This window comes from Nocardioides sp. CCNWLW239 (assembly GCF_037137035.1).
Lineage (GTDB): Bacteria > Actinomycetota > Actinomycetes > Propionibacteriales > Nocardioidaceae > Nocardioides.
Window position 1 is genome coordinate 816,682 of record NZ_JBBBNW010000003.1, and the last position, 23,981, is coordinate 840,662.

The window sequence follows — 23,981 nt, forward strand, 5'->3', positions numbered from 1 at the left end:
TCTGCTTCCGATCAGCTCTCGTCGAGGATGGCTCTATACATTTTCGTCAAGGACAAAGGATGCACAGCGGTCACCGATCATGACCGCCGGAGCGTTGGTGTTGCCGCCGATGATCGACGGCATGATCGAGGCGTCGGCGACGCGGAGGCCGTCGATGCCACGTACGCGCAGCTGAGGGTCGACGACGGCGCGCTCGTCGACGCCCATCCGGCAGGAGCCGACGCCGTGGTAGATCGAGGTCGCCCGGTTGGTGACCTCGTCCTTCATCGCTTCGGCGTCGATCGCCTTGCCGGGGTGGATCTCCGACTTCACCTGGCCACCGAAAGCCGGCGAGGCCATGATCTCGCGGATCATCTCGACGCCCTCGAGCAGGACGCGCTTGTCGTCGGGCTCGGCGAGGTAGTTGAAGTCGATCAGCGGCTCGGCGGTCGGGTCGGCGTTGCGCAGCCGCAGCGTCCCGCGCGAGCGCGGGTAGATCAGGGACGACATCACGGTGAGCGCGGCCCTCGGGTCCACCTCGTGGCGGATCGGCGCGTCCTGGTTGGGAGACGGGTAGGCCCAGGGGAGGACGTGCAGCTGCAGGTCGGGTACGTCGGTGGCCAGGGAGGTGCGTACGAACCCGACGGTCTCGAAGACCGTGTGGCCGAGGATCGACTTGCCGACCGTCTGCTCCTTGAGGACCGCCTTGCCGAAGTAGGCCGCGGTGCCGTGGTGCAGCGCGGTCGGCATCTCCCAGGTGGTCGGCACGAACATGTGATCGTGCAGGTTGTCGCCGACGGGCAGCTCGTGAACGGTCTCGATGCCGTGCTCCGCCAGGTGGGCGGAATGACCGATTCCGGAGAGCATCAGCAGCTGCGCCGAGCCGAAGACACCCGCGGAGACGATGACCTCACGGGTTGCCGTGATGGTCTGCGGTCCCTGCTTGGAGAGGATCTCGACGCCCGTCGCGCGGCCGTTCTCGATGACGATCCGGGAGACGTGCACCCGGGTCAGCGTGGTCAGGCTCGGCAGCTCCTGGTCGTGGAGGTAACCACGCGAGGCCGAGTAGCGGAGCCCGTCGATCGCGCTTTGCTGGAAGGTCGAGACGCCCTCCTGCTCGGCGCCGTTGTAGTCGTCGAGCACCTTCACGTCGAGGGTCTCCGAGGCGGCCCGCTGGAAGGAGAGCGACGCCTCGGTCGGCCGCGGGTGCTTCATGACCTTGATCGGCCCACCCGTTCCGCGGTAGTCGGAGGCGCCGCCCTCGTAGTCCTCGATGCCTCGGTACGCCTCGTTGACCGCGTCCGCGTCCCAGCCGGTGTTTCCCTCGGCCGCCCAGGCGTCGTAGTTGGCCCGGTTGCCCCGGACCCACAGCAGGCCGTTGATCGAGGAGGAGCCGCCGAGCACCTTGCCGCGCGGCTGGGGAAGCTGGCGGTTACGGGCATGCTTCTGGGGGACGGTGTGATAGCCCCAGTCGACCAGCTTCTTCAGCCGTGGCTCGGCGTGAAGAGGGCCGATCATCCCCGGCTTGGTGACCAGGTAGTTGCGCTTGTCCACCTTCCCGGCCTCGAGGAGGATGACCGACTTCCCGGCCGCTGCCAGGCGGCCAGCGACCGCACAGCCGGCCGAGCCGGCACCGACGACGACGTATTCGGCCTCGGTGACCTTCTCGCGCGCCATCTCAGATCCTCTCGATGATCGTCGCGGTGGCCTGCGCGCCGCCGGCGCACATGGAGACCAGGGCGGTGCTGGCGTCGCGGCGCTCGAGCTCGTGGAGCGCGGCGGTGAGCAGGCGGGTGCCGGTGGAGCCGACCGGATGGCCGAGCGCGATCGCGCCGCCGTTGACGTTGATCTTCTCCTCCGGGACCTGGTGCACCTTGGCCCAGGACATGACGACACCGGCGAAGGCCTCGTTGACCTCGGCGATGTCGATGTCGCCGATCGTCATCCCGGTGTCCTTCAGGGCCTTCTCGGTCGCCTGGACCGGTCCGTCGAGGTGGTAGTAGGGGTCGGATCCGACGAGGTTGGACGTGACGATCCGGGCCCGGGGCTTCAGTCCCAGGGACGAGGCGACCGAGGAGTCCATCAGCAGCAGCGCGGAGGCTCCGTCGGAGATCTGCGAGGAGGTGCCGGCGGTGTGGGTGCCGCCCTCGAGCACCGGGCTGAGCCCGGCCAGCTTCTCCAGGGAGGTGTCGCGGATGCCCTGGTCCTCGGTGACCGTTCGGAGCTCCCCGGTGGGATTGCCCTCGTCGTCCAGCACGGGGGCCTCGACGGCGAAGATCTGGCTCTCGAAGCGGCCGGCGTCGCGGGCCTGGCGTGCCTTGACCTGCGACCACAGCCCGAACTCGTCGACCTCGTTGCGGGAGAAGCCGCGGTTCTTGACGATCCGGTCGGCACCCTCGAACTGGTTGGGCAGATCGATGTCCCAGTCGGCGGGTCGCGGGTCACCGGCTCCCTTGGGCACGTTGGCGCCGAGCGGGATGCGCGACATCGACTCGATGCCGCAGGCGATGCCGATCTTGATCTGGTCGGAGGCGATCATCGCGTTGATCAGGTGGGTGGCCTGCTGGGCCGAGGAGCACTGTGCGTCGATGACCGTGGAGCCGGTGTGGATCGGGAGCCCGGCGTGGAGCCAGGCACGGCGGACCATGTTGTTGGACTGCTCGCCGGCCTGGGAGACGCAGCCGCCGATGACCTGGTCCACCAGGTCAGGGTCGACTCCGGCGCGCTTGAGCACCTCCACCTGGGCGGCGCCGAGCAGCACGCCCGGGTGCAGGCCGGCGAGCCAGCCCTTGCGCTTGCCGATGGGGGTGCGGACGGCTTCGACGATGACGGGCGTGCCCATGGAACCTCGCTCTTCGGGGGTTTCGACGGCGCTGGTGCGCGATTGTCCCAAATTAGAACGTGTTCTCGTTTGATGCAACCCTTGTGTGATCCTGGGCACTGTGTGACGATAAACTAGAACGTGTTACAGAAAAGACCTCGAAGGAGCACACCCGTGACCGCTCTCCCCGTGGATTTCGATCCGACTGATCCCGTGCTCAACGAGGAGCGCGTCCCCCTCCAGGAGTTCCTCGAGCTGCGCAAGACCGCTCCGGTGTGGTGGGTCGAGCAGTCGCCGGCCGCTCGTGCGGGCTTCCTTGACACCGGTTTCTGGGCGGTGACCAAGCACGAGGACATCCTGGCAGTGTCCAAGGACAGCGAGAACTTCGGGACGAACGAGAACGGCGTGATCATCCGGTTCGCGCCCGACATGACGCGTGAGCAGGTGGAGCTCCAGCGCGCGATGCTCATCCACCACGACGCGCCCGACCACACCAAGCTGCGCCAGATCATCAGCCGTGGGTTCACCCCGCGCGCGATCAACGCCCTCAAGGAGCGTCTGGTCGAGCGGGCCAACAACATCGTCGACGACGCGCTGGCCAAGGGCGAGGGAGACTTCGTCTCGGAGGTCGCCGCCGAGCTCCCGCTCCAGGCGATCGCCGAGCTGCTCGGTGTCCCCCAGGAGGACCGCCGCAAGCTCTTCGACTGGTCCAACCAGATGCTCGCCTACGACGACCCGGACTACGACGCGGACCCCGAGGCGGCCTCGATCGAGATCCTCTCGTACGCGATGGCGTTGGCCGCCGAGCGCAAGGCCGACCCCAAGGACGACATCATCTCCAAGCTCGTCAACGCCGAGCTGGAGGGAGGCGCACTGGGCGACGACGAGTTCGGCTTCTTCGTGATCCTCCTCGCGGTCGCCGGGAACGAGACCACCCGCAACGCGATCACCCACGGCATGCAGGCCTTCTTCGACAACCCCGACCAGTGGGAGCTGTGGAAGCGCGAGCGCCCCGACACCATGGTCGACGAGGTGATCCGCTGGGCCACCCCGGTCACCGTCTTCCAGCGTACGGCCCTCAACGATGTCGAGGTCGGCGGTCAGCTGGTCAAGAAGGGCCAGCGCGTCGGCATCTTCTACGCCTCGGGCAACCACGACGAGGACGTCTTCGACGACCCCGACACCTTCGACATCACCCGCGAGCACAACCCTCACCTCGCCTTCGGCGGTCACGGCGCCCACTACTGCATCGGCGCCAACCTGGCCCGGATGGAGGTGCGGATCATGTTCGACGTGATCGCCGACCGGATGCCCGACCTGAAGCCCAACGGCACCCCGCGCCGGTTGCGCCACGCCTGGATCAACGGCATCAAGGAGATGCCGGTCACCTACGCCTGACCAGGGAGCTTCACATTGGAGAAGTGGGGCCGGCGAAATGGATAGCTCGCCGGCACCCATTTCTTCAGCGCTTCATGGACCACCTCGTAGAGGCCCTGCTCGTAGGCCTCGGTGGTCACCCACCAGCTGACGTCGACGTCGTAGGCCGCCAGCTCCTCGCTCAGCACCTGACGGACGCCCAGCGGGTAGAGATAGGCGCAGCCGACGTACCCCAGCCCGGCCGTCTCCAGGACGTAGGAGAACGACTTGTTCTCCTTCCACTCGCCCTCGTGCCAGACCAGGTCGATGTAGTCGTCCTCCTCCGACGTCGGGCCGTCCGGCCAGCCGCCACCCCGTGTCGCGTTGATCAGGTCGCGGTCGGCGTTGATGGCTCGTACGTCGTCGGCCAGGCACTCGCGCGACAGGGGTCGTGCGGTCAGGTCACCGTAGGTCAGCACCCGCGGCGCCTCGAACCCGTCCGGCACGACGAGCAGCTTGCTGAGCCCGGCAAAGGTCATCGCCCTCACCCCAGCTCGTCGACGATGGCGTAGGTCTGGCACTCCATGGCACGGCACGCTATCGGAGGCCGCGGTTCAGATCGATGGAACGGGAGTGGCGCGTCAGCGCATGATCACGACGATCTTGCCCTGGTTGTCGCCTCTCGCGAGATGTGAGTACGCCGCCACCGCCTCGCTCAGCGGGAACGTGCTGTCGATGACGGGCGTGACGACGCCGCCCGTCACCAGCTCGGTGATCGCCTCGAGGTGTGCGCGAGACTGGGGCACGACGAGTACGCCGACGTCCTTGCCGGTCCGTGCCTTGAGGAGCGGGCGGGTAGGCAGCGCGGCGAGGAGGATTCGGGTCGAGCCGCCGACCATCCGGTAGGTGCCGCCTGGGCGCAGGGCGCGGTGGACGCGGAGAGGGGAACGGTGGGCGACCAGGTCGACGATCAGGTCGTAGCGTTCGCGGTGGTCGGCGTGATCGGCCCAGTCCTCGGCCTCGAAGTCGACGGTGGTGCTCGCGCCGATCCGGCGCATGAAGTCGGCCTTGTCGGCCCGGTCGACGGCGGTGACCTCGGCGCCGCGGGCCTTGGCCAGCCCGACGACGAGCGGTCCGCCTGCACCGCCTGCGCCGTTGACCAGAACACTGTCGCCTGGATGCACCCGTCCTTCGATGGCGCTCCAGGCGATGCAACCGGCCTGCGGGATGGCGGCGGCCTCGGCGTACGTCATTCCGGCCGGCTTGCGCGCGAGCAGCCGCGGCGTCGTGGCGACATACTCGGCCAGTCCGCCGCGGTAACCGGCCAGTTCCCCGAAGACCTCGTCCCCGACGGAGAACTCGCTCACCTCCCGCCCTACCGCTGTGACCACACCCGCGATGTCGGATCCCGGCACCGGGTGTCGGGGGCTGCGCAGACCGCCGACGCGCGAGTAGAACGGTGATCCGGCGAGGTTCTCCCGGTCGGACCCGTTCAGCGAGCAGGCATGGACCTCGACCAGCACCTCGTCCGCGGTCGGCTCGGGCACCGGGAGATCAGCCATCTCGACCGCGTCGAGCCCACCGTACGCTCTCTGGGTCAGCGCCAGCATCGCTGCCTCCTGTCTCGCGGAGCAACGCTAGCGCCTGCCGTAGGCCGGCATCCGGTTTCGCCGGGTCAGTCGCGGAAGTGTGGTGAGCGCTTCTCTTTACGCGCGGCGACTGCCTCCTCGAAGTTGCCGGTGAGGAGACGGACCAGGAGCTGGCCGAGGCCCTCGCCGTGCATGTGCTGCTCGAAGCCCGCAGCGCTCTGCGCGTCGATGAGCGTACGCTTCGTGAGCTCGACGCCCGGACGGCTCCAGCGGGTGATGGCGCTCGCGGTCTCCAGGCAGCTCTCGATCAGCTCGTCGTCGGGTACGACGCGGGAGACCAGGCCGGCGAGCGCGGCCTCGTCGGCGTCGATGTCGCGTCCCGTCAGCATCCACTCCGCGGCACGGGAGGAGCCGACAGCACGGGGGAGCAGGTAGGAGAGCCCCAGCTCGCTGGCGGTGAGGCCGTTGTTGATCCCGGCCGCGCGGAAGTACGCCGACGAGGCGGCCACCCGGATGTCGCACGCCAGCGCCAGGCACAGCCCACCGCCGATCGCGGCGCCGTTGACCGCCGCGATGACCGGCTGATGCATGGTGCGGAGCGTGACGATCAGGTCCTCCAGGATCTCCATCGCCCGCAGCGCCACCGACACCGGGGTGAGCCCCTCGATCCCCGGCATCCGGCCCTTCTCGCCGCTCTGGTCCGCGCCGGAGCAGAATCCGTGGCCGGCCCCGGTGAGGATCACCGCACGCACCGAGTTGGCCGCCGAGATCTCCTTGAGCTGGGCGACCAGCGGCACGATCAGGTCGAACGCCATCGAGTTCATCCGCTCCGGGCGGTTGAGCCGCACCACCGCGACGTCCTCAGTCGGGTGCTCCATCTCGACATACGCCATCTCAGAACTCCTTCAGCACACGTCGAGCCGGCTCGTCTGGACGAGCCGGCTCGACGAGGTCAGTTGGTCGGGGGCTGTGAACCCACGACCCACATCGAGAAGAACTGCGACCCGCCGCCGTAGGCGTGCCCGAGCGCACGGCGGGCACCATCGACCTGGTGCTCGCCGGCCCGGCCCCGGACCTGCAGGGCGGCCTCGGCGAAGCGGAGCATGCCGGAGGCGCCGATGGGGTTGGAGGAGAGCACGCCGCCGCTCATGTTGATCGGCAGGCTCCCATCGAGAGCGGTCTCACCGGCCTCGGTGAGCTTCCAGCCCTCGCCCTCTGCGGCGAAGCCGAGGTTCTCGAGCCACATCGGCTCGAACCAGGCGAACGGCACGTAGATCTCGGCGCAGTCGATCTCGCGGGCCGGGTCGGTGATGCCGGTCGCCTTCCACAGCGCTGCCGCGGCGTCCCGCCCCGCCTGCGGGTTGACCTGGTCTCGCTCGGCGGCCGAGGTGGGCTCCGAGCGCATCGCCGTGCCGTGGATCCAGGCCGGGGCCTCGTACGACGTGGCGACGTCCTCGGCGGCGATCACCATCGCGCAGGCGCCGTCGGAGGAGGGGCAGGTCTCGTCGTAGTGGATCGGGTCCCAGAGCATCTGCGACGCGAGCACGGACTCGACCGTGGTGCCCTCGTTGTGGAGGTGGGCGTAGGGGTTCTTGAGCGCGTTGTTGCGGTCCTTGGCCGCGACGATCGCGCCGATGTGCGAGGGCGCCTCGGAGCGGCGGATGTAGGAGCGTACGTGGGGGGCGAAGTAGCCGCCCGCGCCGGCGTGCACCGGCATCACGAACGGGATGGGCACCGAGAGTGCCCACATCGCGTTGGACTCCGACTGCTTCTCGAAGGCGACCGTGAGCACCTTCTTGTGCACGCCCGCCTGCACCAGCGACGAGGCCACGATCGCGGTCGAGCCGCCCACCGAACCGGCGGTGTGCACCCGGAGCAGCGGCTTGCCGGCCGCTCCCAGCGCCTCGGCGAGGTAGAGCTCGGGCATCATCACGCCCTCGAACAGGTCGGGCGCCTTGCCGATGACGATCGCGTCGACCTCGTCGAGGGTCAGCCCGGCGTCCTCGAGGGCCCGGTCCATCGCCTCACGGCACAGCCCGGCCATCGAGACGTCCTCGCGCTTGGCGCGGTGGTGGGTCTGGCCGATCCCGATCACGGCCGCGGGGATCTTGCTCACTTGGCTCTCCCGTTCTGCTGGGCTTCCATCACACACACGAGGTTCTGCTGCAGCGCGGGGCCGCTGGTCGCGTGGCCGAGCACCTTCTCGGCGCTGCCGTCCCAGATCCGCTTGGCGGCCTCGCCGATCCGGATCGCTCCGGCGCTGAACATCGGGTTGGCGGCCAGCGCTCCACCCGAAGGACTGATCCGTACGTCGTCACCCAGCCCGAGCGCGGAGCGCAGGACGAGCTCCTGGTGGCTGAACGGCGCGTGCAGCTCGGCGACCTGGACGCCGGCGGTTCCGCCCACCGCGGCGGCCGCGCGCTCGGCGGACCCGGAGATGGTCAGGTCGCGGGTGCCGAGGTGGAGACCGTCGGAGCTGTGTGCGAGACCGGTGATCCAGGCCGGACGTTCCCGGGCCTCGCGGGCCCGGTCGCCGGCGGCGAGCACGATGGCGGCCGCGCCGTCGGTCACCGGCGCGCAGTCGTGCTTGCGCAGCGGGTCGGCGAACATCGGCCGGGCGAGCAGCTCATCGACCGAGGAGCCCCCGGCGCGAACGGCGTACTCGTTCTTCTCGGCATCGGTCAGCGACCGGTTGACGACCTCGGCCAGTGCGGCCTCGTCCCAGAGGCCGGCGTCGAGACCGAGGCGGGCCTGGAGCGCGGCCAGCGACACGGTGTCGGGCCACAGCGGCGTCATCGTGTAGGGGTCGAGCTGCAAGGTCAGCGTCCGGCGCAGCACGCCGGCCGACGCCTTGCCGAAGCCGAAGACCAGGGCGGTGTCGACCTCGCCGGTCTGGATCTTGACCCAGGCTTCGTAGAGCGCCCAGGCGGCGTCCATCTCGACGTGCGACTCGTTGACCGGGGGTAGCACCCCGATCGCGTCGATCGCGCTCACGAACGAGAACGACCGGCCGGCCAGGTAGTCGGAGGAGCCGGAGCACCAGAACCCGACGTCCTTCTTGGTCCAGCCGGTCTGCTCGTAGCACTCGGCCAGGATCGGCACCAGCAGCTCCGCCATGCTGGGCGATCCGTCGAAGTCCTTCATCTGTCGCTGGGCGAACCCGACGACGGCAACGTCTCTCACTGAGCGCTCCTCACAAGTGGTGCTTGTAGCTGTCGAAGTCCGCGTCCGGCTCACCGGTCGGCGCGAAGTGGCTGATGTTCTCGATGCTGGTGCCCCACTCGTCGCGTGGCTTCCACACCGCCTTGACCCGCATGCCCATCCGGACCTCCTCGGCCGGGATCTCCAGGATCAGGTGCTGCAGCGCGATGTCGGCACCGTCGAGGAGGACGTACGCGGAGACGTACGGCGGCTTGATCCGCTGGCCCAGGAACGGGACGTTGACGATGCAGAAGGTGGTCACCGTGCCGACCTGGGAGAGCTCGACCTCCTCCGCGGTCGGCACACCGTCGGTCGGGCAGGCACCGCGCGGCGGGACGTACACCTTCTGGCACTTCGGACAGCGCTGGCCGAGGATCCGGCCCTCGGCCAGGCCGCGGAAGAACGAGGACTCCTCGGGCGAGGCGGCGTAGTGGTAGTCGAGACTGACCGGGGTGACGATCCGGCCGACCTGCTCTGCGTCGCCGGCGGCCGGCGCGCTGGCGTCGCGAGTCTCCGCAACGGTGTCGTCGGGCACGAAGACCAGATCGGTGACCGACCCGGTCCGCTCCTCGGCCCACTTCGCGCGGACCTTCATGCCGGTCTCGATGTCTCCGGGGGAGTCGGCCTCGATCGCGTGCAGCCAGGGCGTGTCAGCGCCGTCGATCGTGATCAGCGCGAACGCGAAGGGGCTCTGGGACGGCTGGCCGGCGACGGGCTCGCTGACCCAGGTCCAGGAGGTGACCGTGCCGGTGTCGGGGAGCTCGACGAACTCGGTCACGGCCTGATGCCCGACCGGGTCGAACTCGGGTGGTGGGACGGCCACTCGACCGTCACTGAGGCGTCCGCCGACGATGGTGGCGTCCCTCAGTCCGGTGAGGAAGCGGCCGATGACCGGGCCTGTGGATCTGGTGTAGTCGAAGGCGACCGTCACGGGTGCCTGCAGGGTGCGACTCATGCCGCCACCTCCGTAGCGCAGGCGCCAGGATACGGAGATGGCGGCAAGAGGGCTGTGACGGTCACTCGCTGGCGCTCGTTCATGACAGAAAGTGAAACACGTTCTAGTATTGCCCACAACCCGTTCGCCGGATGAAGGAGTCGATCGCACGTGAAGCTGGGACTACAGCTGGGCTACTGGGGAGCGCAGCCGCCGACCGGAGTCGATGAGCTCGTCGCCGCTGCCGAGGAGGCCGGTTTCGACGCGATCTTCACCGCCGAAGCCTGGGGGAGCGATGCGCTCACGCCGCTGGCGTGGTGGGGCCGGGAGACGTCCCGGGTCCGCCTCGGCACCTCGATCGTGCAGATGTCGGGACGCACGCCGACCTCGATCGCCATGCACGCGCTGACCCTCGACCATCTCTCCGGTGGCCGGTTCGTCCTCGGTCTCGGGGTGAGCGGCCCGCAGGTGGTGGAGGGGTGGTACGGCCAGCCGTTCGGCAAGCCGCTGGCCCGCACCCGCGAGGTCGTCTCGATCATTCGTAAGGTGCTCGCCCGCGAGGCGCCCGTGACCAACGACGGGCCGCACTACCCGCTGCCCTTCACCGGCGAGGGCTCGGTCGGCCTCGGCAAGCCGCTCAAGCCGATCGTGCACCCGTTGCGCGCAGACATCCCGATCTGGCTCGGCGCGGAAGGCCCCAAGAACGTCGCCCAGACCGCCGAGATCGCCGATGGCTGGATCCCGATCTTCTACACGCCCCGATCCGCCCCGATGTACGCCGACTGGCTGGCGGAAGGCTTCGCCCGCCCGGGCGCGCGGCGCACCGCCGACGACTTCGAGATCGCTGCGACCTGCCACCTCCAGGTCGTCGCCGATGCGGAGGCGAAGAAGGCGGCGCTCGACGCGATGAAGCCGTTCGCGGCGCTCTACATGGGCGGGATGGGGGCCAAGGAGCAGAACTTCCACAACCAGGTCTTCGAGCGGATGGGCTACGCCGAGCTCGCCGGCCAGGTCCAGGCCCTCTACCTCACCGGTGAGAAGGAGAAGGCCACCGCACTCATCCCTGACGAGCTCGTCGACGACCTGCACATCATCGGCACCGAGGACGAGGTGCGCGACAAGGTGGCCCAGTGGGAGGAGACCGGTGTGACCACCCTGCTGCTGAGCCTCGGCTCGGCCGCCGAGGTCCGCCACATCGCCGAGGTGCTCGGATGATGGCGGCGGGCGTCTCCGGGGCGGTCTGCTGATGGCGGTCTACGCCGTCACCGGATCCGCCTCGGGGATGGGCGCTGCTGTGGTCGAACGGCTCCTCGCCGCCGGGCACCGGGTCGTGACCGTCGATCTGCGTGACGCCGATGTCGTCGCGGACCTGTCCACACCGGAGGGCCGTCGCGATGCTGTCGAGAAGGTGCTGGCAGCGGTCGGCGGCCGGCTCGACGGCGCCGTCCTGGCGGCGGGGCTCGGCCCGGCACCGGGACGCGAACGTCCGGCCCTGATCACCCGGGTGAACTACCTCGGCGTCGTCGAGCTGCTCGAGGGATGGCGCGAAGCGCTCGCCGCCACCGGAGACGCGAAGGTCGTGGTCTTCTCCAGCAACTCGACCAGCACGATGCCGCTGATCCCGGCGCGGGCGGTCAGAGCCCTGCTCGACGGCGACGTGGAGCGGGCGGTGAAGGCGTACCGGATCTTCGGGAAGGGCGCGCCGGCGATGGCCTACGGGGCCTCGAAGGTCGCGGTGACCCGGTGGGTGCGGCGCCGCGCGGTCGAGCCGGAATGGGTGCAGGCCGGGATCCGGCTCAACGCGATCGCACCCGGCGCGGTGCTCACGCCGCTCCTGGAGAAGCAGCTGGCGACGCCGGGGGAGGCGAAGGCGATCCGGTCGTTCCCGGTCCCGGCCGGGGGCTACGGTGACCCCGGGCTCCTCGCCGACTGGGTGATCCACATGCTCGGCCCGGCAGCGGACTTCATGGTCGGCAGCGTCGTCGTGGTCGACGGCGGCACCGACGCCTGGTTCCGCGCCGACGACTGGCCGCGTCCGGTGCCCGGCCGGCGGCTGCGGGGCTATCTGCGCAGGATGCGCGAGTTCAGGAGGACGCGCCGATGACCGACAGCTCGACTGACCCGCTCGCCCCGGCGAGGCTGGGCCCGGTGACGCTGCGCAACCGGGTGATCAAGGCGGCCACCTTCGAGGGCGCCTCGCCCGGGGCGCTGGTCTCCGACCGGCTGATCGACTACCACCTCGCGGTCGCCGAGGGCGGCGTCGGGATGACCACGGTCGCCTATCTCGCGGTGGCCCCGGAGGGACGTACGCATGCCGACTGCATCTATTGGCGCCCCGAAGCCCTGCCCGGCCTGACCAGGCTGACCGAGGAGATCCACCAGACCGGCGCCAAGGTCTCGGCCCAGATCGGTCATGCCGGCCCGGTGGCCAACGCGAAGTCCAACGGCGCCCCCTCGCTGGCGCCCGCGCGGTCGTTCAACGCGCTCGGGATGGCCTTCAACCGCGCTGCGACCGCCACCGACCTCGCCCGGGTGGTCGAGCAGCACGGTGCCGCGGCACGGATGGCCGTGGAGACCGGTTTCGATGCGATCGAGGTCCACCTCGGCCACAACTACCTGCCCAGCGCCTTCCTCAGCCCGCGGCTGAACTCGCGCACCGATGAGTTCGGAGGATCGCTGGCCAACCGAGCATCGTTCCCGCGCCGCATCCTCGCCGCCGTCCGAGAGGCGGTCGGCGGCCAGGTCGCCGTGCTCGCCAAGATGAACATGCGCGACGGCTACCGCGGCGGGTTCGACCTGCCCGAGTCGGTCGAGTTCGCGCGCCTGCTCGAGTCCGACGGCCACCTCGACGCGCTCGAGCTCACCGGCGGCTCCTCGTTCATGAACCCGATGTACCTCTTCCGCGGCGACGCGCCCTACCGCGAGATGGCCGCCAACATGCCGCTGCACCCGGTGATCCGGATGGGCATGCGGATGGTGGGCAAGGGCTTCTTCAAGGAGTACCCCTACAAGCCCCTCTACTTCCTCGACAACGCCCGCGAGTTCCGCCGTGCGCTGAGCATGCCGCTGGTGCTCCTCGGTGGTGTCACCGACCTGACCGGGATGCGCACCGCGATGGACGAAGGCTTCGAGTACGTCGCCATGGCCCGCGCGCTGCTCCGGGAGCCCGATCTGATCAGCCGGCTCCGGGCCGACCCGTCGACCGTGTCGGGATGCACCCACTGCAACCTGTGCATGTCGACCATCTACCCGGGGACCCACTGCCACCTCGATACCGAGCACGTCTACGGTGAAGCTCACCCCATCCTGCTTCCCCCGGCCCACTGAGCCGACCCTGAACACGAGGACCATCAGATGTCGATGCACTACGGACGCGCCCACCACCCGCAGGCTCCGGCCGGATACGTCCATGACGACATGACCGAGGCGGAGATCAAGGAGCGGGAGGCCAGCCTGGTCCCGCTGACCGACTCGGTGCGCAGGCTCGTCGACGCCGTCGTTCGCACCCAGGTCGCGGACTCGGCCCTCGACGACGTACGCAGCCGGGTCGAGGCGCTGACCGACGAGCTGCTCGCCGAGGCGTTGCCGGGCCCGCACGGTGTCCGGTTCGGGTCCGACGGCGGCTTCCGCAACTACGGCAACCCGGTGGTCGGGAAGGGCAACGCGTTCGCCCCGCCGCTGGAGGTCCAGCGCGACGGCGAGGACGTCTGGGCCGAGTTCGAGCTCGGGCCGGCCTACGAGGGCCCTCCGGGGCTCGTCCACGGCGGCGTCTCGGCACTGATCCTGGACCAGCTGCTCGGCGAGGCCGCCTCGGCGGGCGGCCGGCCCGGCATGACCGGCACCCTGACGATCGTCTACAAGCACGGTACGCCACTGGGTCCGCTGCGCGGTGAGGCGAGGATCGCGTCGACCGAGGGAGTGAAGGCGATCGTCCGCGGTCGGCTGCTCACCCGGCCGACGGACGGGTCGGAGCCGGTGCTGTGCGTCGAGGCCGAGGGGATCTTCATCCTGCCGCGATGGGCACGCGAGGCGATGGCTGCTGCTGACCGGGAGCACGTCGGAGACGCCTGATGCGGCATCGGCGACGCGGGCCGGCAGAGGGCTAGAACACGTTCTAGTTTCACGGTAGGGTGCGGACATGGATACCAGCCGCATCGGTCCCCACAACGGTCATCTGATGGTCTCGGCGCTGGAGCGCCACAAGGACCGCCCGATCATTCATCTCGGAGACGTGAGCCTGACCGGGGCGGAGGTGTCCGCGCGGATCAGTCAGTACGTCCAGGCGTTCGAGGCGCTCGGTGCCGGCACCGGCACGGCGACCGCGCTGCTCGCGCTCAACCGTCCCGAGGTGCTCTTCATCCTCGGCGCCGGCCAGACCCAGGGATTCCAGCGCACGGCGCTGCACCCGCTGGGGAGCGCCGAGGACCAGGCGTACGTCATCAACGACGCGGGGATCACCGGCATCGTCATCGATCCCTACTTCGCCGACCGTGCCGTCGAGCTCCTCGAGCTGTGCCCGGAGCTGAAGCAGGTGCTCACCATCGGGCCGGTGCCGCCTCAGCTGGCCGAGGTGGGGGTCGACCTCGTCGCGGCCGCGGCGACATACCCGGTCGAGCCGCTGACGGCGCGCCTGCTCCCGCCGGACCACGTCACCTCGATCACCTACACCGGTGGCACCACCGGGAAGCCGAAGGGCGTGATCGGGCTCGCCGGGTCGTTCGCGACGATGACGCAGGTGCAGCTCTCCGAGTGGGAGTGGCCCGAGGCGCCGCGGTTCCTGATGTGCACGCCGCTCTCGCACGCCGGCGCCGCGTTCTTCGTCCCGGTCGTGATCAAGGGCGGGACGCTGTTCGTGCTGCCGAAGTTCGACCCGGCCGAGGTGCTGGAGACCATCGAGCGGGAGCGGATCTCGTCGCTCATGGTGGTCCCGACGATGCTCTACGCGCTCCTCGACCATCCGGACTCCCGCACCCGCGACCTGTCCTCGCTGGAGACCGTCTACTACGGCGCCTCCGCGATCAACCCGGTGCGCCTGGCCGAGGCGATCGAGCGGTTCGGGCCGATCTTCGCGCAGTACTACGGCCAGTCCGAGGCGCCGATGGCGATCACCTACTTCGCCAAGGGCGACCATGTCGACGCCGACGGCAAGCCGCTCACCCACCGGCTGACCTCCTGCGGCCGCCCGTCCGCCTTGGTGCGTACCGCGCTGATCGGTCCCGACGGCGCTCCGGTCGCTCCAGGTGAGCCGGGCGAGATCTGCGTCGCCGGCCCGCTGCTCTCCGGCGGCTACTGGCAGCTGCCGGACGTCACCGCAGAGACGTTCCGGGACGGCTGGATGCACACCGGCGACGTCGCCCGCGAGGACGAGGACGGCTTCTGGTACATCGTCGACCGCACCAAGGACATGATCGTCACCGGCGGGTTCAACGTCTTCCCCCGCGAGGTCGAGGACGTCATCGCGACCCACCCCGCTGTCGCCCAGGTGGCTGTGATCGGCACCCCGCACGAGAAGTTCGGCGAGGCCGTCACCGCAGTCGTGGTCCCGCGCCCCGGGGCGGCTCTCTCCGACGAGGTCGTCGCCGAGATCCAGGCCCTGGTCAAGGAGCGAAAGGGCTCGGTCCAGGCCCCGAAGTCGGTCATCGAGATCGACGCGATCCCGATGACCGCACTCGGGAAGCCCGACAAGAAGGCACTACGAGCCCGCTACGCGGCTCAGGAGTAGCGCACCGCGTAGCGGAGGTGGGTCACCCCGCGTCCGTCGAGGCGCCGGATCAGCTCGAGCTCGATGGGCCCGACGCCCCCGTCGGGGAAGAGCCGCCGGCCCGCGCCGAGGAGCACCGGCACGAGATGGATCTCGATCTCGTCGAGCTGGGCGGCGCCGAGAAGCGCCTGAGCGAGACCGGCACCGTGAGCCATGACGACCTTGTCTCCGGCCGCCGCACGGGCCTCCTCGGCGCACCGGTCGACGTCGGTGAAGTAGCGGGCGCTTCCCGGCGGGTCGTCGTCGGGATGGTGGGTGAGCACGTGGATCGGCACGCCGTCGTGATGGTCGCCGCCCCAGCGATCGGCGAGCTCATAGGTACGCCGTCCTGAGATGAGCGCGCCCGTGGCGAGGTACTCGCGGTAGACGTCACCGTTCACCCCGGCATCGTTCCGGTCGTCGAGCCAGTCGAATATCCGGCCGCCGCCGCGCCCGAGCCCCTGGCCGTGGCGGTCGTCGGGTCCGGTGACGAACCCGTCCAGCGTCATGGACATCGAGAGCCGGATGGGCGTGCGTTGCGTGCGTGTGGGATCGGACATGGGGTCCTCCTGGTGGTGGTCGTGCGCCGGGCGGCGCTCACCAACGCCACGATCGGAGTCCCGGCGATCCGACACCAGGGGCGGGAGTTTCCCGTGATCGGCCGTCGGCCACCCGGCTGGCTCGCTACCCTGGCTGCGATGTCAGACGCGGCGGCAACGGGCTACGGGTTCGTCACCAAGACCCTGCACTGGTTGACCGTTGCCGCGTTCGTGCTGCAGTTCGTGGTCGGCTACGCGATGTCGACCGACGCCGACTGCGACCCGCCGGGGGAGGACCGTAGCGGTGGCGACACGTCCGACGCCGAGGAGGAGCGTCTGGATCGGCTCGAGGACGCCTGCGAGGCCCGGGATGCCGACCCGCTCGACGCCGCCTGGTCCGACGTGTGGGGAGGCGGTATCGGCGTCGACGGCATCAGCCTTCCTGAGCTGCACGTCCTGCTCGGTCTGGCGATCCTGCTGCTCGGCGGCCTCCGAGTCGGCTGGCGCATGATCGCCCCGCTGCCCCCGTGGTCGCCCCGCCTGTCCGGGACGGACCGCCGTGTCGCCCACGTCACCGAGCGGGCGCTGCTGACGCTGATGTTCGTCGTCCCGCTCACCGGCCTGGCGCTGGTCGCTGTCTCCGACGACCTGGTCGCGCTGCACGTGGCGGCCCACATCGCGTTCTTCGTCGCGCTCGGCGCGCACCTGCTGCTCGTGCTGGGCCGTGGGCTGCTTCCCCGGATGTTGCCGGGCTGGAGCAGCGTCAGCGCCCCTTGAACTCCGGCTTCCGCTTCTCCAGGAAGGCCTTCGGGCCCTCCTTGGCGTCCTCGGAGGCGAAGACGGCAGCGCCGACCTTGGCGTCGTCGGCCCAGCACTCGTCCTCGTGCTTGCCCTCGGACTCCCGCATCGTACGCAGGATCGCCTGGACCGCGAGCGGCCCGTTGGCCGCGATCATGTCGGCGAGCTCGTGGGCCTTCTCGAGCGCCGTGCCGTCGGGGACGACGTGGCCGATCAGGCCGAGCTCCTTGGCCTCGGGAGCCTTCAGCGTACGTCCGGTGAGCAGCAGCTCGGCGGCGACGGTGTAGGGGATCTGCCGGGGGAGGCGGACCGCGGAGCCGCCCATCGGGTAGAGCGACCACCGGGCCTCGGCGACGCCGAACTTGGCCGACTCGCCGGCGACCCGGATGTCGGTGCCCTGCAGGATCTCGGTGCCGCCGGCGATGGCGGGACCCTCGACCGCGGCGATCAGCGGCTTGGTGAGCCGGAAGCCCTTCAGGAGCCCCTTGAGCACGGTCGGGTCGAATCCCTCGTCGAAGGACTCCGAGGGCGGCTTCTCGTCGGCCGTCTTCAGGTCCATGCCGGCGCAGAAGTAGCCGCCGGCACCGGTCAGGATGCAGACCCGGATCTCCGGATCGGCGTTCACCCGGTCCCAGGCGTCCTCCATGATCCGCAGCATCTCGGAAGAGAGCGCGTTGCGGCGCTCGGGGCGGTTCATCGTGACGACGAGCTTGTGGCCGTCCTGCTCGACGATCGCGTGCGGCGCGGCGGCGGTGTCAGCAGAAGATTCTGTGATCGGCATAACACCAGACCCTAGCGGAAAACTGAAACGTGTTCTAGTCTCGCAGTCATGGCGCTGAACCTTGCTGACCTCTTCGAACACGCCGTCGACGCCGCGCCTGAGAAGGTGTCCGTCCAAGTCGGCGACCGCAAAGTGACCTACGCAGAGCTCGAGCGTGAGTCCAACAAGCTGGCCCACTATCTGGCCGGCCAAGGGATCGGGAAGGGCGATCACGTCGGTCTCTACTCCAAGAACTCCGTGGAGCACGTCGTCGCCCTGCTCGCGATCCTGAAGATCCGGGCCGTGGCGATCAACGTGAACTTCCGCTACGTCGCCGGCGAGCTGGAATACCTTTTCGGCAACGCCGACCTCAAAGCCCTGGTGCACGACCGCGTCTATGCACCCCTGGTTGCCGAGGTCGCCCCGAAGGTCGAGAGCCTGACGACGTTCGTCGCGGTCCCCAACCCGCTCGAGCCCGACGACGAATCCGACCTGAGCGCGTTCGGCGGCGTCACCCTGGAGGAGGCCCAGGCCGGGCAGTCCGACGCCCGCGACTTCGGCGAGCGCAGCCCCGACGACATCCACGTGATCTACACCGGCGGCACCACCGGTTTCCCCAAGGGCGTGATGTGGCGCCACGAGGACTTCTGGCGCGTGCTCGGCGGCGGCATCGACTTCATGACCGGTGTGCCGCTCGAGGAGTACGACCAGTCCAAGCAGGCCGCGGGCGACGGGCTCATCACGCTGCCGCTCAGCCCGCTGATGCACGGCGGTGCCCAGGCCTCGCTGCTCATGCACCTCTTCGCCGGCCAGGTGACGATCCTGGAGCCCAAGTTCGACCCGGTACGCACCTGGGAGATCGTCGACCGCGAGAAGGTCCAGATGATGTTCATGACCGGCGACGCCATGGCGGTGCCGCTCATCGACGCCTACGAGGCCGGCGGCTTCGACGGGCAGTCGCTGTTCGCCATCGCCTCCAGCGCCGCCATCTTCTCCAAGTCGGTCAAGGAGCGCTGGATGAAGGCGTTCCCGAACGCGGTCTTCACCGACTCCGTGGGGTCGACGGAGACCGGGTTCCAGGGCACGGGTCTGCAGGACGCCTCGGCGCTCTCGACCGACGGTCCGGTGGTGACCGCAGGCCCGCACACCGCCGTGATCGGTGACGACGGGCACCCCCTCGACCTCGCCAAGGACGTCGGCAAGATCGGCCGCACCGCTCGCAAGGGCCACGTGCCGGTCGGCTACTACAAGGACCCGGAGAAGTCCGCGAAGACCTTCGTCGAGATCGACGGCGAGCGCTACGCGATCCCGGGCGACAACGCTCGGATCGAGGAGGGCAACCGCCTCACGCTCCTCGGCCGGGGCTCGAACTGCATCAACACCGGTGGCGAGAAGGTCTACCCCGAGGAGGTCGAAGCCGCCATCAAGGCGCACCCCGACGTCTACGACACGCTGGTCGTCGGCATCCCGGACGAGCGCTACGGCCAGGCGGTGGCCGCCGTCGTGGAGCCGCGGCCGGGTGCGACCATCGAGCTCGAGGGGCTGCGTACGTTCCTGCGGGCGCACCTGTCCGGCTACAAGCTGCCCCGAGCGCTGACCATCGTCGACGAGGTGCCCCGCAACGCCACCGGCAAGGCCCAGTACCCGAAGGCCAAGGAGATCGCCTTGGCCAGCCAAGCGACCGCGACCGAGCAGGACTCCGAAGGAGCAACAGCATGATCCGGCGGAGCTCGATCCATACGGCACTGTGCGAGGCATTCGGAATCGATTATCCGATCTTCGCCTTCACCCCCTCCGAGCACGTGGCCGCGGAGGTCTCCAAGGCCGGCGGGCTGGGCGTGCTGGGTTGCGTACGCTTCAACGACGCCGAGGAGCTCGACCGCACCCTCACCTGGATGGACGAGAACACCGACGGCAAGCCCTACGGCGTCGACGTCGTGATGCCGATGAAGGTGCCGACCGAGGGCACCTCGACCGACCTGTCCGCCTACATCCCGGCGGAGCACACCGAGTGGGTCGACAAGACGCTGCTCTCCCTGGGCGTGCCGCCGCTGCCCGAGGGCGAGGGGCGCGAGGGCGTGCTCGGCTGGCTGCACTCGACCGCGCGCTCGCACGTCGACGTCGCGCTGCAGCACCGGCCGGTGCTGATCGCCAACGCGCTCGGCACGCCGCCCAACGACGTGATCGAGAAGGCGCACGAGCACGGGATCAAGGTGGCCGCGCTCGCGGGCGCTCCGAAGCACGCGGTCTCGCATGTCTCCAACGGTGTCGACATCATCGTCGCCCAGGGCTACGAGGCCGGTGGGCACACCGGCGAGATCGCTTCGATGGTGCTCCAGCCCGACATCGTCGACGCGGTCGGGCCGGACGTGCCGGTCCTGGGTGCGGGCGGGATCGGCTCGGGTCGCCAGATCGCCGCATCCCTCGCCCTCGGCGCGCAGGGGGTGTGGACCGGGTCCATCTGGCTCGGGACGTCGGAATACCGCAACCTCAACACCCACGCCGGCTGGGAGACCGCCTTCACTCGCGCCACCTCCGCCGACACCCGCCGGATGCGGATCTACACCGGCAAGCCCGCCCGACTGCTGAAGTCGAAGTGGACCGACGCCTGGGAGGCCGACGGGTCGCCCGCGCCGCTGCCGATGCCGTTGCAGAACCTGCTCGTCTCCGACGCCCACAACCGCATCAACGCCGCCGGCGACCCCGACGTCGTCGCGATGCCGGTCGGACAGATCGTCGGACGCATGAACGAGGTGCGTTCCGTCGCCGAGGTCATGGCGGATCTGATCGCCGAGTTCGAGGCCACGGTCAAGCGACTGGACGCCATCTCCGAGGGCTAGGCCGTAGAACCACCAGAGGCGCCGGCTCGGTCATCCGAGCCGGCGCCTCGTCGCATGTCCGCATGTGCGCCAGTCATACGTCTGCGCACTATCGCACACGCTGGTCGCCGGCGCCTCTACCGCACACCGCAACCCGGCCTCGAAGAGGAGTGCGTCCTGACAGGATGGGCGGGTGACGATCTCGAGCTACGTACGTGACGGGCTGACCTTCGACGTGATCGACTCAGGCCCCGCCGATGGCGACCCGGTCGTGCTCCTGCATGGCTTCCCGGAGCGGGCCAGCTGCTGGCGTGAGGTGTCGCCGATCCTGCACGAGGCGGGCTTCCGGACCATCGCCCCGGACCAGCGCGGGTATTCGCCGGGTGCCCGGCCGCGTACCCGTCTCGGCTACGGTGCCGGTCAGCTGGTCGAGGACGTGGTCGCGCTGATCGACGAGATCGGTCGTCCCGTCCATCTCGCCGGGCACGACTGGGGGAGCGCGGTCGGCTGGGGAGTGGCCGCCACGCGGCCCGACCTGATCCGCAGCTGGACCGCGATGTCGGTGCCGCACCCGGTCCCGTTCGCGCGGTCGATGAAAGGGCCGCAGCGTCGGAAGTCCGCCTACATGCTCTACTTCAACATCCCGCTCCTTCCTGAGCTGGTCTCGGGCCGAGACGGCCGGATGGAGCGGATGATGCGGGGGAGCGGTTGGAACGACGAAGACGTCCAGCGCTTCCGCGAGGAGATCGTCGACTACGGTGCGCTGCCGGGCGGACTGGGCTGGTATCGCGCCCTGCCCCTGGCGCCGCGCGTCGGCCCGGTCCCGGTCCCGACGACGATGCTGTGGAGCGATGGTGACGTCGCGATCGGCCGGACGGCCCTGGAGGGCAACGAGGACTTCGTCACCGGTTCCTATGAGCTCATCGAGCTGGCCGGGGTCAGCCACTGGATCCCCACCACAGCGCCGCAGGCGGCGGCCGACGCGATCCTCTCGACCATCGCCAGGTCGAGTCGGTCGTGATCCGTCGGCCGCCGCGGCGGCCGGGTCCGGCCGGCAGCGACCGTCCCCGGACTGGTGCTCAGTCCGGCGTCACGGCGCTGGGGAGGTCGATCGGGGCGTGGTGTCGCGAGCCGTGATCGCGTCGCGAACACCACGGATCGCGGTGCGGATCATGTCGCCGTACGGGCCTTCCGGCAACGCGGCCACCCGCTCTTCCGCCCTACCGATCTGCTCGGCGGCAGTCTCGAAGGAGCCCAGGCGACGCAGGTTGTCGGCGATGTTGAGGTGCAGGCTCGGATAGAACCCGGCGACGTCGAGGCCCGCATGGTGCTCGCCGGCGCGCTCGTCGGTGAGGGCGCCTGCGGCGTCGAGGGCGCGTACGTCCCAGATGAGTGCCTCCGCCGGATCGGGACACAGGTCGGCCAGGTAGTGGGCGAGCGTGCACCGGTGAAGCGGATCGCCCAGCACCCCGAGACCGTCCCAGACGGCGAGCAGGTCCTGTCGTGCTCGGGAGGTCTCGCCCTGGTGGCCAAGGGCCACGGCGGATGTGATGGCGTCCATCGTCGGGTCAGCTGCAGGTGTCACGGTCATGCGCCGATGCTGGGGCTTCGAGCGACCTGAAGGTCAAGAGTCGAGCACGCGGGTCTGCTGGCGCAGCCGGCCATCGACCCGGCGAACACCGCCGCGTGCCGAGCGAACCCTCGAAGCACGCCAGAGCGCTACGGCAAGCCACAGGGCCGCGACGGCGACGAGTACGCCCCAGACGACTCGCGCCGGCTGCGGGAGGAAGTACTGGGGGAGCATCGTGGCCAGGAGAGCGGCCAGCGGGACGGCACTCCAGCGGGGCAAGGAGCCCGAGCGCCAGACGGCGATCGAGGCGAGCACCGCGGCGACGGCGATGAGCAGTAGTCCGACAGCGAAGACGGTCATCGCGGTCGGCTCGAGGCGGAAATCGTTGCCCACGTCGGTCAGACTCGGGTCGCCGTCGGCCAGGGCGCGCTCGCCGATTGCCTTGAGACCGTAGACCTCGGCACCGTAGTAGGAGATGGTCAGACCGGAGCCGATGTAGCCGATGACGGCCGCGAGATATGCGGTCCTCTCCGGTGGCGTGCCGTCGAGGAAGCCACGGATCGCGCCGTAGCCGAGCGGGATGAGAATGAGGCCGACGATGGCGCTGAGATGGGCGATGGTCCAGCCGGCGGAGGCCCACGCCGTAGCTCCGTCGAGAGTGGTCTCGTCAGCGCGTGGGGCAACGATCTCGTAGACGGCGAAGAGGACGCCGGCGATCGCAAACGCGACGGCGCCCATCTGGGTGCGGCGGTCGGGGGAGTTGTGGGGGATGGTCACTGCGGAACTCCTCGGTAAGGGCGAGAGAGCAGTGCTCTCAATTGCGAGCGATGATGACATGCATTCACGCGTGCCGCACGTGATTTTGGTCAGCACTCGTCCAAGGCCGATCCGAACGGACCGCGTGCTCAGCGAATAGGCCGCAGCGCTATCGCACACCCTCGTTGCTTGCCGCGATACAGCACAGACGGCCGCCACAAAAAGTGGAATCGCGTTCCTGCGCGAGATCGTGCGGGACTCGATGGGCAGCATCGCCGCGCTTCATGACAGGAGCGACAGTCTTGCACCCGAGAAACTGACCAGTGAGGTTCGTGGCCAGCGCTTCATCTCCTTCCCGCGCGAGGTGCGATGCGGGGACGGCGGCGATTCGTCGCGGCTATGACAGCCTTCCGTTGCCATTCTTCGGTGACATCGAGACCCGCGGCATCAACACGAGGGACGAGGCCACGGTCTCTGCGCAACGCTTGAGTGCGTCTGGGACGACGACCACACAGCCGAGCTCGGGTAGCGCCCGCGCGATCGTCGCGCCAATTCCGCAACCGCCACAAGCACGACGGTCGCGCAATCGGCGCGATCACTTTCGCGGTCGTCGCGCGCCGCTTAATCGTGCCCTTTCGCGGCTAGCGATGTCTCGCATGCCGTGGCTTGCGTCGATGTTCGATCGGAGTTCGCCGAGCTGAGAGAAGCATTGATGGGTTGTCCGCCGGCGCGAGAATCAGGAACGTTGTGGACTGATCATCGGCCTGCTCGTGTTCAGTTCACACTGAGGTATTCTTCGCCCAGTTTGCGGACCTTGACGGGGAGGTCGAGGAACGGGGTGAACTGCTCCCAAGTCTCGCGCCAGGACCGGATCAGGGAGGGGTAGGTGTTCTCCCCTCACTCGGTGAACTCAGTGAACTCGAGCTCGGTCCAGGGACCGGGTGCGCGACCACGCCTTCGGTAGTCATCTTGTTCGCCTACGGCGAGACGACCGCGTCGTCGAACCAGGTCAGCCGGCGCTGGTGCTTGGGCACGATCTGCGGATAGCAGGTCCCTCTCGAACGTGCGCGACCTGCAGATTTACCTCGCCGACCTTCGTCCGCACCCGCTTCGGGCTTG

At 69.3% G+C, this 23,981-nt stretch carries 22 protein-coding genes; 10 read left to right on the forward strand and 12 right to left on the reverse strand.

The features are described 5' to 3' along the window. Window positions 1-33 precede the first annotated feature (33 nt). Both WBG06_RS15725 and WBG06_RS15730 read right to left on the reverse strand, forming a co-directional pair. Complete coding sequence (locus WBG06_RS15725) at window positions 34-1,656, reverse strand: GMC family oxidoreductase (protein ID WP_336737795.1); 1,623 nt, start codon at window positions 1,654-1,656, stop codon at window positions 34-36. A gap of 1 nt (window position 1,657) precedes the next feature. Beyond that, window positions 1,658-2,821 (reverse strand): steroid 3-ketoacyl-CoA thiolase, encoded by a 1,164-nt coding sequence (locus tag WBG06_RS15730; protein ID WP_336737796.1) that lies wholly within the window; start codon window positions 2,819-2,821, stop codon window positions 1,658-1,660. Between the two features lie 153 nt (window positions 2,822-2,974). Here WBG06_RS15730 and WBG06_RS15735 point away from each other — a divergent pair, with 153 nt between their 5' ends. Then, window positions 2,975-4,198 carry a cytochrome P450 gene (locus tag WBG06_RS15735; RefSeq protein ID WP_336737798.1) on the forward strand — a complete coding sequence of 408 codons (1,224 nt, stop codon included), beginning with the start codon at window positions 2,975-2,977 and terminating at the stop codon, window positions 4,196-4,198. Here WBG06_RS15735 and WBG06_RS15740 read toward each other — a convergent pair. The 6 genes from WBG06_RS15740 to WBG06_RS15765 form a co-directional block, all read right to left on the reverse strand. Then, a complete protein-coding gene (locus tag WBG06_RS15740) occupies window positions 4,189-4,695 on the reverse strand; it encodes a GNAT family N-acetyltransferase (RefSeq protein WP_336737799.1) in 507 nt (168 codons plus the stop codon). The genes WBG06_RS15735 and WBG06_RS15740 overlap by 10 nt on opposite strands. A gap of 102 nt (window positions 4,696-4,797) precedes the next feature. Continuing rightward, window positions 4,798-5,766 carry an NAD(P)-dependent alcohol dehydrogenase gene (locus tag WBG06_RS15745; RefSeq protein WP_336737800.1) on the reverse strand — a complete coding sequence of 323 codons (969 nt, stop codon included), beginning with the start codon at window positions 5,764-5,766 and terminating at the stop codon, window positions 4,798-4,800. A 65-nt stretch (window positions 5,767-5,831) separates the two neighbouring features. After that, on the reverse strand, window positions 5,832-6,638 hold the full coding sequence (locus tag WBG06_RS15750) for an enoyl-CoA hydratase (protein ID WP_336737801.1): 807 nt from the start codon (window positions 6,636-6,638) through the stop codon (window positions 5,832-5,834). A gap of 59 nt (window positions 6,639-6,697) precedes the next feature. Beyond that, window positions 6,698-7,861 (reverse strand): thiolase domain-containing protein, encoded by a 1,164-nt coding sequence (locus WBG06_RS15755; RefSeq protein WP_336737802.1) that lies wholly within the window; start codon window positions 7,859-7,861, stop codon window positions 6,698-6,700. Further along, entirely contained in the window at window positions 7,858-8,928 is a 1,071-nt protein-coding gene (locus WBG06_RS15760) for a thiolase domain-containing protein (RefSeq protein WP_336737804.1), read from the reverse strand. The genes WBG06_RS15755 and WBG06_RS15760 overlap by 4 nt, the downstream gene beginning before the upstream one ends. Before the next feature lie 10 nt (window positions 8,929-8,938). Further along, complete coding sequence (locus tag WBG06_RS15765) at window positions 8,939-9,901, reverse strand: Zn-ribbon domain-containing OB-fold protein (protein ID WP_336737805.1); 963 nt, start codon at window positions 9,899-9,901, stop codon at window positions 8,939-8,941. A 150-nt stretch (window positions 9,902-10,051) separates the two neighbouring features. Here WBG06_RS15765 and WBG06_RS15770 point away from each other — a divergent pair, with 150 nt between their 5' ends. The 5 genes from WBG06_RS15770 (at window position 10,052) to fadD8 (ending at window position 15,602) form a co-directional block, all read left to right on the forward strand. Beyond that, entirely contained in the window at window positions 10,052-11,095 is a 1,044-nt protein-coding gene (locus WBG06_RS15770) for an LLM class F420-dependent oxidoreductase (protein ID WP_336737806.1), read from the forward strand. Between the two features lie 31 nt (window positions 11,096-11,126). Next, a complete protein-coding gene (locus WBG06_RS15775; protein ID WP_336737807.1) occupies window positions 11,127-11,984 on the forward strand; it encodes an SDR family oxidoreductase in 858 nt (285 codons plus the stop codon). Continuing rightward, a complete protein-coding gene (locus WBG06_RS15780; RefSeq protein WP_336737808.1) occupies window positions 11,981-13,207 on the forward strand; it encodes an NADH:flavin oxidoreductase in 1,227 nt (408 codons plus the stop codon). The genes WBG06_RS15775 and WBG06_RS15780 overlap by 4 nt, the downstream gene beginning before the upstream one ends. A gap of 27 nt (window positions 13,208-13,234) precedes the next feature. After that, on the forward strand, window positions 13,235-13,951 hold the full coding sequence (locus tag WBG06_RS15785) for a PaaI family thioesterase (protein WP_336737809.1): 717 nt from the start codon (window positions 13,235-13,237) through the stop codon (window positions 13,949-13,951). A gap of 67 nt (window positions 13,952-14,018) precedes the next feature. After that, complete coding sequence (gene fadD8, locus WBG06_RS15790; RefSeq protein WP_336737810.1) at window positions 14,019-15,602, forward strand: fatty-acid--CoA ligase FadD8; 1,584 nt, start codon at window positions 14,019-14,021, stop codon at window positions 15,600-15,602. Here fadD8 and WBG06_RS15795 read toward each other — a convergent pair. Continuing rightward, window positions 15,593-16,180 (reverse strand): dihydrofolate reductase family protein, encoded by a 588-nt coding sequence (locus tag WBG06_RS15795; protein ID WP_336737811.1) that lies wholly within the window; start codon window positions 16,178-16,180, stop codon window positions 15,593-15,595. The genes fadD8 and WBG06_RS15795 overlap by 10 nt on opposite strands. A gap of 138 nt (window positions 16,181-16,318) precedes the next feature. Here WBG06_RS15795 and WBG06_RS15800 point away from each other — a divergent pair, with 138 nt between their 5' ends. Beyond that, a complete protein-coding gene (locus WBG06_RS15800) occupies window positions 16,319-16,936 on the forward strand; it encodes a cytochrome b (protein ID WP_336737812.1) in 618 nt (205 codons plus the stop codon). On the opposite strand, the gene WBG06_RS15805 is transcribed toward WBG06_RS15800, so the two are convergent. Continuing rightward, entirely contained in the window at window positions 16,923-17,738 is an 816-nt protein-coding gene (locus WBG06_RS15805; RefSeq protein ID WP_336737813.1) for a crotonase/enoyl-CoA hydratase family protein, read from the reverse strand. The genes WBG06_RS15800 and WBG06_RS15805 overlap by 14 nt on opposite strands. Window positions 17,739-17,786: 48 nt before the next feature. Between WBG06_RS15805 and WBG06_RS15810 the strand changes: the two genes are divergently transcribed. From WBG06_RS15810 to WBG06_RS15820, 3 genes are all read left to right on the forward strand, one after another. Further along, window positions 17,787-19,436, forward strand: coding sequence for an acyl-CoA synthetase (locus WBG06_RS15810; RefSeq protein WP_336737814.1), 1,650 nt, complete (start codon window positions 17,787-17,789; stop codon window positions 19,434-19,436). Next, window positions 19,433-20,557: an NAD(P)H-dependent flavin oxidoreductase gene (locus tag WBG06_RS15815; RefSeq protein WP_336737815.1), complete on the forward strand. Its 1,125-nt coding sequence runs from the start codon at window positions 19,433-19,435 to the stop codon at window positions 20,555-20,557. Before WBG06_RS15810 ends, WBG06_RS15815 begins: the two co-directional genes overlap by 4 nt. Window positions 20,558-20,729: 172 nt before the next feature. Continuing rightward, window positions 20,730-21,557: an alpha/beta fold hydrolase gene (locus WBG06_RS15820; RefSeq protein ID WP_336737817.1), complete on the forward strand. Its 828-nt coding sequence runs from the start codon at window positions 20,730-20,732 to the stop codon at window positions 21,555-21,557. A 69-nt stretch (window positions 21,558-21,626) separates the two neighbouring features. On the opposite strand, the gene WBG06_RS15825 is transcribed toward WBG06_RS15820, so the two are convergent. Both WBG06_RS15825 and WBG06_RS15830 read right to left on the reverse strand, forming a co-directional pair. Beyond that, entirely contained in the window at window positions 21,627-22,127 is a 501-nt protein-coding gene (locus WBG06_RS15825) for a hypothetical protein (protein ID WP_336737819.1), read from the reverse strand. 33 nt (window positions 22,128-22,160) lie between these two features. Continuing rightward, complete coding sequence (locus tag WBG06_RS15830; protein WP_336737820.1) at window positions 22,161-22,883, reverse strand: hypothetical protein; 723 nt, start codon at window positions 22,881-22,883, stop codon at window positions 22,161-22,163. Between the last annotated feature and the right edge of the window lie 1,098 nt (window positions 22,884-23,981).